Source organism: Streptomyces sp. E2N166 (assembly GCF_003671715.1).
Lineage (GTDB): Bacteria > Actinomycetota > Actinomycetes > Streptomycetales > Streptomycetaceae > Streptomyces > Streptomyces thinghirensis.
Window position 1 is genome coordinate 1,340,029 of sequence record NZ_RAIF01000012.1, and the last position, 7,850, is coordinate 1,347,878.

General features: G+C 72.9%; 7 protein-coding genes. 1 reads left to right on the plus strand and 6 read right to left on the minus strand.

The features are described 5' to 3' along the window. Window positions 1–45 precede the first annotated feature (45 nt). From EBH09_RS13885 to EBH09_RS13910, 6 genes are all read right to left on the minus strand, one after another. On the minus strand, window positions 46–2,358 hold the full coding sequence (locus EBH09_RS13885; protein WP_193776283.1) for a UvrD-helicase domain-containing protein: 2,313 nt from the start codon (window positions 2,356–2,358) through the stop codon (window positions 46–48). 198 nt (window positions 2,359–2,556) lie between these two features. After that, complete coding sequence (locus EBH09_RS13890) at window positions 2,557–3,336, minus strand: zf-HC2 domain-containing protein (RefSeq protein WP_121747247.1); 780 nt, start codon at window positions 3,334–3,336, stop codon at window positions 2,557–2,559. Window positions 3,337–3,407: 71 nt separating this feature from the next. Then, the gene (locus tag EBH09_RS13895; protein WP_007450155.1) at window positions 3,408–3,932 is read right to left on the minus strand and encodes a sigma-70 family RNA polymerase sigma factor; all 525 of its coding nucleotides are present in this window, start codon (window positions 3,930–3,932) and stop codon (window positions 3,408–3,410) included. Window positions 3,933–4,128: 196 nt separating this feature from the next. Next, window positions 4,129–4,719 (minus strand): CGNR zinc finger domain-containing protein, encoded by a 591-nt coding sequence (locus tag EBH09_RS13900; RefSeq protein ID WP_121747248.1) that lies wholly within the window; start codon window positions 4,717–4,719, stop codon window positions 4,129–4,131. A 113-nt stretch (window positions 4,720–4,832) separates the two neighbouring features. Beyond that, entirely contained in the window at window positions 4,833–5,984 is a 1,152-nt protein-coding gene (locus EBH09_RS13905) for a uroporphyrinogen-III synthase (RefSeq protein ID WP_121747249.1), read from the minus strand. Between the two features lie 108 nt (window positions 5,985–6,092). Further along, complete coding sequence (locus EBH09_RS13910) at window positions 6,093–7,454, minus strand: nitrate/nitrite transporter (protein WP_121747250.1); 1,362 nt, start codon at window positions 7,452–7,454, stop codon at window positions 6,093–6,095. Window positions 7,455–7,624: 170 nt separating this feature from the next. Between EBH09_RS13910 and EBH09_RS37830 the strand changes: the two genes are divergently transcribed. Further along, window positions 7,625–7,850: hypothetical protein (locus tag EBH09_RS37830; protein WP_193776284.1), on the plus strand; the 226-nt coding region annotated here is incomplete at its 3' end.

Genomic DNA, 7,850 nt, shown 5'->3' on the forward strand with positions numbered 1-7,850 from the left:
CCACGGCGCGGGCCTCTCGCACGTCCCGGTGTCTCTCCTCGCCGCTCAGTCGCGCAGCAGGTCCGGCACCCCCGCGGCGTCCGGTTCGTCACGCTCGCAGGAGACGACCGTCAGCTGCTGGGTGGCCCGGGTCAGGGCGACGTAGAGCACGCGCAGCCCGGCGGGCGACTCGTCGGCGATCTCGGCGGGCGAGACGACGACCGTGGCGTCGTACTCCAGGCCCTTGGCCTCCAGGCTGCCCAGCGCCACCACGCGGTCGCCGAGCCCGGCCAGCCAGCGCCGGGCCTCCTCGCGGCGGTTCATGGCGACCACGACGCCGACGGTGCCGTCGACGAGGTCCAGCAGCCGGGCCGCCTCCGCCCGGACCGTCTCCGCGAGGGTGTCTTCCACCACCGCGAAGCGCGGTTCCACGCCCGTCGAGCGCACCGCCGTCGGGGACTCGGAGCCCGGCATGGCGAGGGCGAGCACCTTGGCCGCCAGCTCGGCGATCTCCGCCGGGTTGCGGTAGTTGACGGTCAGCTCGAAGCGGCGGCGCGGGCGGGTGCCCAGGGCCTCGTCGCGGGCCGCGGCCGCCTCGTCGGGGTCGGACCAGGAGGACTGGGCCGGGTCACCGACGACCGTCCACGTGGCGTGCCGGCCGCGGCGGCCCACCATCCGCCACTGCATCGGGGTGAGGTCCTGGGCCTCGTCGACGATGACGTGCGCGTACTCGGTGCGCTCCTGCGCGAGGCGCTCGGCGCGCTCCCACTGCGTCTCCTCGCGCTGCGGCATCAGCTCGTCCAGGCCCGTGAGCTGGTCCAGCGGGTCCAGCTCACGCCGCTTGCGGGGGCGGGCCGGGGTGCCGACGATCGCCTGTAGCTCGTCGAGCAGGGCGATGTCGTGCACGGAGTGGCCCTCGCGGCGCAGCGAACGGGCCACCTTGCGCACCTCGCCCGGGTTGAGGACGCGCCGGGCCCAGCGGCCGAGGCGCCGTTCGTCCGCCATGGCCGCCAGCACGGCACCCGGGGTCAGCTCCGGCCACCAGGCGTCGAGGAAGGCGGTGAAGGAGTCCTCGGAGCTGACGTCCTCGTCGAAGGAGGAACGCAGTTCGGCGGCCAGCTCGGGGTCACTGTGCCGGGACCCGGCGCCCGACTTGGCCCACAGGGCGTCCAGGAGCAGCCGGCGGGCGCGGGGGCGCAGCAGATTGACGGGCGCGGTGCCGCCGAGGACGGTGCGGCGGATGCCCGCCAGTTCCGCCGCCCCGAGTTCGATGCGGCGGCCGAAGGCGACGACCCGCAGCAGGGCCGGCGAGTCGCTCGGCTCCAGCGCCCCGCGCGCGGCCCGGCGCAGCACCCTGAGCATGCGGGAGGAGCCCTTGGCGCGGGCGGTGGCCGGGGAGTCGTACAGCGTGGCCCCGGCGCCGTCGACCAGCGAGCCGATCGCGCGGATGGCGACCTGCCCCTCCTCGCCGAGGGAGGGCAGCACGCCCTCGGTGTACGCCACCAGGAGCGGGGTCGGCGAGACGATGAGGATGCCGCCCGCGTACCGGCGCCGGTCCTGGTAGAGCAGGTAGGCGGCCCGGTGCAGGGCGACGGCGGTCTTGCCGGTGCCGGGGCCGCCCTCGACGTAGGTCACGGAGGCGGCGGGGGCGCGGATCACCAGGTCCTGCTCGGCCTGGATGGAGGCCACGATGTCCCGCATCGAGTGCGTGCGGGCCTGGCCGAGGGCGGCCATCAGGGCGCCGTCGCCGACGACGGCCAGTTCCTCGCCGTCCAGGCCGGCCCGGATCTCGGGCCGCATGAGGTCGTCCTCGACGCCGAGGACGCGCCGCCCCTTGGAGCGGATCACCCGGCGGCGCACGACCCGGCCCGGATCGACCGGCGTGGACCGGTAGAAGGGGGCTGCGGCGGGCGCCCGCCAGTCGATGACCAGCGGGGCGTAGTCCTCGTCCAGGACGCCGATGCGGCCGATGTGCAGGGTCTCGGCGATGTCGGCGGTGTTGTCGGGCCGCAGAGCGCCCTCCGCGGGCTCGACGGCCGTGTACGCGCCGTCCGGGCCCTTCTTGCCGTCCTTGCCGAGGAGCAGGTCGATGCGGCCGAAGAGGAAGTCCTCGAACTCGTTGTTCAGGCGGCTGAGGTGGATGCCGGCCCGGAAGACCTGCGCGTCGCGCTCGGCCAGCGCCCCGGGCGTGCCGACGTGGCCGCGCTGCGCGGCGTCGTGCATGAGGAACTCGGCCTCGTCGATCTTCTCCTCGAGGCGGCGGTACACCCGGTCCAGGTGTGCCTGTTCCACGCTGATCTCTCGGTCTCGTACGGAGTCCTCCCGTACGGAGTCGTGAACCGAGTCGACCGCTGAGTCCTGTTGCGCCTGTGCGGCCACCGGGCCCCCTTCTGACGTGCTGGGCAGCCGTCAAAGGTACGCGAAGGGGGACGCGGAAGCCACGGCCCGTCCGGTGACGGGCCGAGGGGGTGTCGTTCGGATCAGGCCGGCCCCGGGCAACGGCGCCCGGCAACCGGCGACAACGCCGCAGACGCGCGTGCCGGACCCCGCGCCTCGGCGGGGTCCGAACGACACCCCCTAAGCGTCCACCTCAACCAGCCGCTCGCCGTCGAAGGTCATGACCTCGAAGCGGTCGATCTGGTTGGGTTCGAAGGCGGCGCCGCCCTGCACATAGAGCGGCTTCTTGCCCTTTTCGGTGGTGGCGCCCGGGATGCCGTATCCCCAGTCCGGGACCGACCAGGAGGTGACCGTCTCGCGTTCGCCGTTCTTGCCGACGGCGATCAGGGAGCACTTCTCGGGGCCCTTGAGGTTCTTCAGTTCCAGGACCGCGTCGGTGCCCCAGGCCTTCTTCTGCAGGGCCACGGTCGCGCTGACCTCGGTGGTCGGGTCGGTCGCCGTCACCCGGTCGGGCATGGCGGCGAAGGCGGACTCGGCGGGGCTCGCGGCCTGCCGGGTGGCCTCGGTCTTCTTCCCGCCGCCGTCGTCACCGCCGCCGTCCGTCGTCGCCACGGCGGCGAACGGGCCGCCGATGATCAGCGCGGCCGCGGTGCCCACCAGGTAGAAGTTGCGTCGGCGTTTGCTCGCACGGCGCTCGGCGACCTCGTCGACGAGCTTCTCCGCCAGCCGCGGGCTCGGCTTCGCCGTCAGCGACTCGGCGATCGCGGGCGTACCGGTGCCCGGCAGGTCCGCGAGCGCGGCCATCATGGGCTCCATCCCGGCCAGCTCGTCGAGTTGCTGGGCGCACCACTCGCAGGTGGCGAGGTGCGCCTCGAAGGCGGTCGCCTCCGCGTCGTCGAGGATGCCGAGGGCGTAGGCGCCGACGGTCTCGTGCTCGTTCGGCGCCGGTGATCCCTGCATGGGGACAGAATTACCCGTATCACCCGGGCCGAATCCCCCGCCGAATCCCTGAACTCCCCCGTACCCGCTCATCACGCCGTCACCCCCCGCTCCTCCAGAGCCAGCTTCATCGAACGCAGGGCGTAGAACACCCGGGAGCGAACGGTGCCGCTGGGTATGCCCAGTGTCTGCGCCGCCTCATTGACGGTACGCCCCTTGAAGTACGTCTCGACGAGGACCTCCCGGTGAGCCGGGGTCAGGTCGTCGAGCGCGTCCGACAGCGTCATCAGCCACAGCGCCTTGTCGATCTCGTCCTCCGCGGGGATGACCTCCAGCGGCGACGGATCGACCTCCTGCGGCCGGGCCTGCCGGCTGCGGTGGCCGTCGATGACGATGCGCCGGGCGACCGTCACCAGCCAGGGGCGTACCGATCCGGTCGCACGGTTGAGCTGACCGGCGTTCTTCCAGGCACGGATGAGCGTCTCCTGGACGACGTCCTCGGCGCGCTGTCTGTCCCCCGCCACCAGCCGCAGCACGTACGCCAGCAAGGGGCCGGCGTGCTCCCGGTACAGGGCCCGCATCAGCTCCTCGTCGGGTTCCGAGGACGACTGGGACATGCGATGTCGGGCCCTCGCACCACGTTCATTGGCCACGACGGAATCCTTGCGCACGCCCACCTCCGATGTCCGGGGGTTCCCCCAGTCGGTCGCTCGCCCATTCGGTACGGACGCGAAGTGCGGCGTGTTCAAAGCGGGATGACAGTTTCTCGAATCCGGTGCGACGAAGGGGACACAGCCGTACTTACCGCCGCACTTACCGGGCGAGGGCGGCGCGGCGGCGGTGCCGGGCGACGCGCTCGCGGTTGCCGCAGATCTCACTGGAGCACCAGCGCCGGCGGCGTCCGCGGGAGGTGTCCACGTACACGATCGGGCAGTTGTCGCCCTCGCACTGCCTCAGACTCGCCCGCGCGACGGGGTCGGTGAGCAGTTCCACGGCGTCCCGGGCGAGGGCGCCGAGCAGCGCCGCGCAGTCGGGCGGTCCGGTCAACTCCCGGACCAGCGCGCCGTCCTCGCCGTGGACCGCGCGCGGGGCCGGGGGCGCGGCGACGGCGAGGCCGTTGACGCGGGCCAGCGCGAGGTCGTACGGGTGGGTGCCGGGCGCGGACCTGGAGCGGACCAGGCGGGTGGTCTGGCCGCGCAGTTCGCGGAAGCCGGTCAGCCAGAGCGCGTCGGCGTGGGCCAGCGGGGTGCCTGACGGGACGAGTCCGGAGCCGGTGATCCAGGCGCGCAGCGCCTCGACGCAGTCGAGCCGTTCCATGGGATGGGTGGTGGCGATGAGATCCAGGCAGATCCGCCCGGTGCCGAAGCGCAGCTCGTACGGGTCGGTGGCCGTACTCAGTGCCATGTTCCTGTCACCGCCTAGGGGTTGCCCGGTGAGGCGGGCCGAGAAGGGGAGCAGGTGGAACGCTCCCTCTACAGTGCCTGCCCGCTCCCGCCCCCGGAACCCCTCGTACCGCCTCACCCGTCGGTGTACTTGGCGTCCGTCGCCGGGTCCAGGGCCAGGCGGTAGCCGCGTTTCACCACCGTCTGGATCAGCTTGGGGGCGCCGAGGGACGTACGCAGGCGAGCCATCGCCGTCTCTACGGCGTGTTCGTCGCGGCCGGTGCCCGGCAGCGCCCGCAGCAGTTCGGCCCGGGGCACGACCCAGCCCGGCTGCCGGGACAGTGCCCGCAGCAGGGACATGCCGGCGGGCGGCACGGTCCTGAGCGCCCCGTCGATCAGCACCGCGTGCCCGCGGATCTCCAGCCGGTGCCCGGCGACGGGCAGGGCACGGGCGCGGGCCGGCAGCTCCTGGCAGAGCAGCTGTACGAGGGGGCCCAGCCGGAAGCGTTCGGGCTGGACCGTGTCGACGCCGTGCGCCTGGAGCGGCACCGCGGTGACCGGTCCGACGCAGGCGGGCAGCACCTCATGTCCGAGGGCGGCGAGCAGCTCGGGCAGCATGCCGCGCTCCTCGGCGCGGGCCAGGAGGGACACGGCGGCCGGCGCGCTCGTGAACGTCACGGCGTCCAGGCCACGCGAGACGGCGGCGTCCAGCAGCCGGTCCACGGGCCCGAGGTCCTCCGGCGGCAGCCACCGGTAGACGGGTACCCCGACGACCTCCGCACCGCCCGCCCGCAGCGCCTCCACGAACCCGGGCAGCGGCTCACCGTGCAGCTGTACGGCGATCCGGCGGCCGTCGACGCCCTCCTCCAGCAGCCGGTCCAGTACCTCGGCCATGGACTCGGAGGCCGGCGACCACTCCTCCGTCAGTCCGGCGGCCCGGACCGCGCCCTTGACCTTGGGTCCGCGCGCGAGCAGCTCCACCGCGCGCAGCCGCTCCAGCAGGGCGTCGCCCAGCCCCCAGCCGTCGGCGGCCTCGACCCACCCCCGGAACCCGATGGCGGTGGTGGCCACGACGACGTCCGGTGCCTGGTCGATGAGCTGCTTGGTCGCGGCCAGCAGCTCGCTGTCGTCGGCGAGCGGCACGATCCTGAGCGCCGGGGCGTGCAGGACGGCGGCACCGCGCCGCTGTAGCAGCGCGCCCAGTTCGTCGGCCCGGCGGGCGGCGGTCACGCCCACGGTGAATCCGGCCAGGCGACCGTGGTCAGGCCGCTGCTGTTCGTCGTCCATGGCTCGCCGCGCTCCGATCGTTCACACCCACGTGCATACTCACGTGCCGACCGAGCCTGTCAACGGCGCGTGACAGGCTCGGTTCGGCTTCATGTCACCAGTGTTACGTCATACCTGGGCGTAGCTGAGCCGGTCCTTCGTCTCCCCCGGGCCCGCCGGCCCGGCCGGCGGCCGTACGGCCGGACGGCGAAGGTATACCGCCCACGTGACGGCGAAGCAGACGGCGTAGTAGGCGAGGAAGGCGACGAAGGCGCCGGTGCCCGAGCCGAGGGAGAGGAAGGACTGCCGGAAGGCGAGGTTGATGGCCACGCCGCCGAGCGCGCCCACCGCGCCGATCAGCCCCATGGAGGCGCCGGAGAGCCGCCGCCCGTACGCCACGGCCTCCTCCCCTCTCAGCCCCTTGGCGAGCGCCTTGTTCTGGAAGATGCCGGGGATCATCTTGAACGTCGAGCCGTTGCCGAGCCCGCTGAGCACGAACAGCGCCACGAACACGGCGACGAACAGTCCGAGCGACTTCGCCATGCTGGCCGCGACGAGTACGGCGGTGGCGGCGGCCATGGCGACGAAGTTCCACAGCGTGATCCGCGCGCCCCCGTACCGGTCGGCGAGCCTGCCTCCCAGCGGCCGGATCAGGGAGCCGAGCAGCGGGCCGATGAAGGTGAGGTACGCCGCCTGGAGCGGGGTCCGCCCGAACTGGGTCTGGAGCACCTGCCCGAAGGCGAAGCTGTACCCGATGAACGACCCGAACGTGCCGATGTACAGCACGGACATGATCCAGGTGTGGCCGTCCCGGGCGGCGTCCTTGGCGGCCCCGGTGTCGTTCTTCACGGAGGCGAGGTTGTCCATGAAGCAGGCGGCGAGGACGGCGGCCACCAGGATCAGCGGGATGTAGATGCCGAGCAGCACCCGCGGCCCGCCGCTCGCCCCGATGATCGCGAGCGCGGCCAGCTGGATGACCGGCACGCCGATGTTCCCGCCCCCGGCGTTGAGGCCGAGCGCCCAGCCCTTCCTCCTGAGCGGGAAGAAGGCGTTGATGTTGGTCATGGAGGAGGCGAAGTTGCCGCCGCCGATGCCGGCCAGCAGCCCGACGAGGAGGAAGGTCGAGAAGGACGTCCCCGGCTCCATGACCGTGAACGCGGCCACGGTCGGCACGAGCAGCAGCCCGGCGGAGACGATCGTCCAGTTCCGCCCGCCGAAGATCGCGACCGCGAAGGTGTAGGGCACCCGCACTACGGCCCCGACGAGCGTGACCACGGACGTCAGCAGGAACTTGTCGGCCGGTGTCAGCCCGTACTCCGGCCCCATGAAGAGCACCAGCACGGACCACAGGGTCCAGACCGAGAACCCGATGTGTTCGGAGAGGACGGAGAAGAACAGGTTCCGCCGTGCGACCCGCTCCCCCGTCTCCTTCCAAAAGGTCTCGTCCTCCGGATCCCAGTGCTGGATCCAGCGGCCGCCAGGGACTCTCATGACGCCTCCACGGTGCTCCACATCTCGGTTGCACCGAAGCTAGGGAGGGCGCGTTTCGGGCCGGTGGGGCTGTGGATGACCGGAAGGGAACGTTGCTCTCACCCGGCGCCGGGGCGGGGTGAGAGGTCGCCGAGGGTCCGCCGTCAGCCCTGCGGGGGCTGCGGCTGCCAGTGAGGAGGCTGCTGCTGGGGCTGGGGCGGGGGCGGGTATGGCTGCTGCGCCTGCGGCGGCGCGTACGGCTGCGGCTGCCCGTAGGAGGGCTGAGCGGCCTGAGCCGGGTACGGCTGCGGCTGCGGGGCCTGGGGCTGCTGCCCGTAGCCCGCCTGAGCCGGATACGGCTGCTGCCGCGGGGCGTACGGGCCGGGCGCGGGCTGTCCGTAACCACCGGGTGCGGCC

Bases quoted from the DNA above. Each gene is read 5' to 3' on its own strand.
- EBH09_RS13890 (WP_121747247.1), bottom strand. From the start codon at position 3,336: ATGCAGGGATCACCGGCGCCGAACGAGCACGAGACCGTCGGCGCCTAC.
- EBH09_RS13895 (WP_007450155.1), bottom strand. From the start codon at position 3,932: ATGTCCCAGTCGTCCTCGGAACCCGACGAGGAGCTGATGCGGGCCCTG.
- EBH09_RS13900 (WP_121747248.1), bottom strand. From the start codon at position 4,719: ATGGCACTGAGTACGGCCACCGACCCGTACGAGCTGCGCTTCGGCACC.
- EBH09_RS13905 (WP_121747249.1), bottom strand. From the start codon at position 5,984: ATGGACGACGAACAGCAGCGGCCTGACCACGGTCGCCTGGCCGGATTC.
- EBH09_RS13910 (WP_121747250.1), bottom strand. From the start codon at position 7,454: ATGAGAGTCCCTGGCGGCCGCTGGATCCAGCACTGGGATCCGGAGGAC.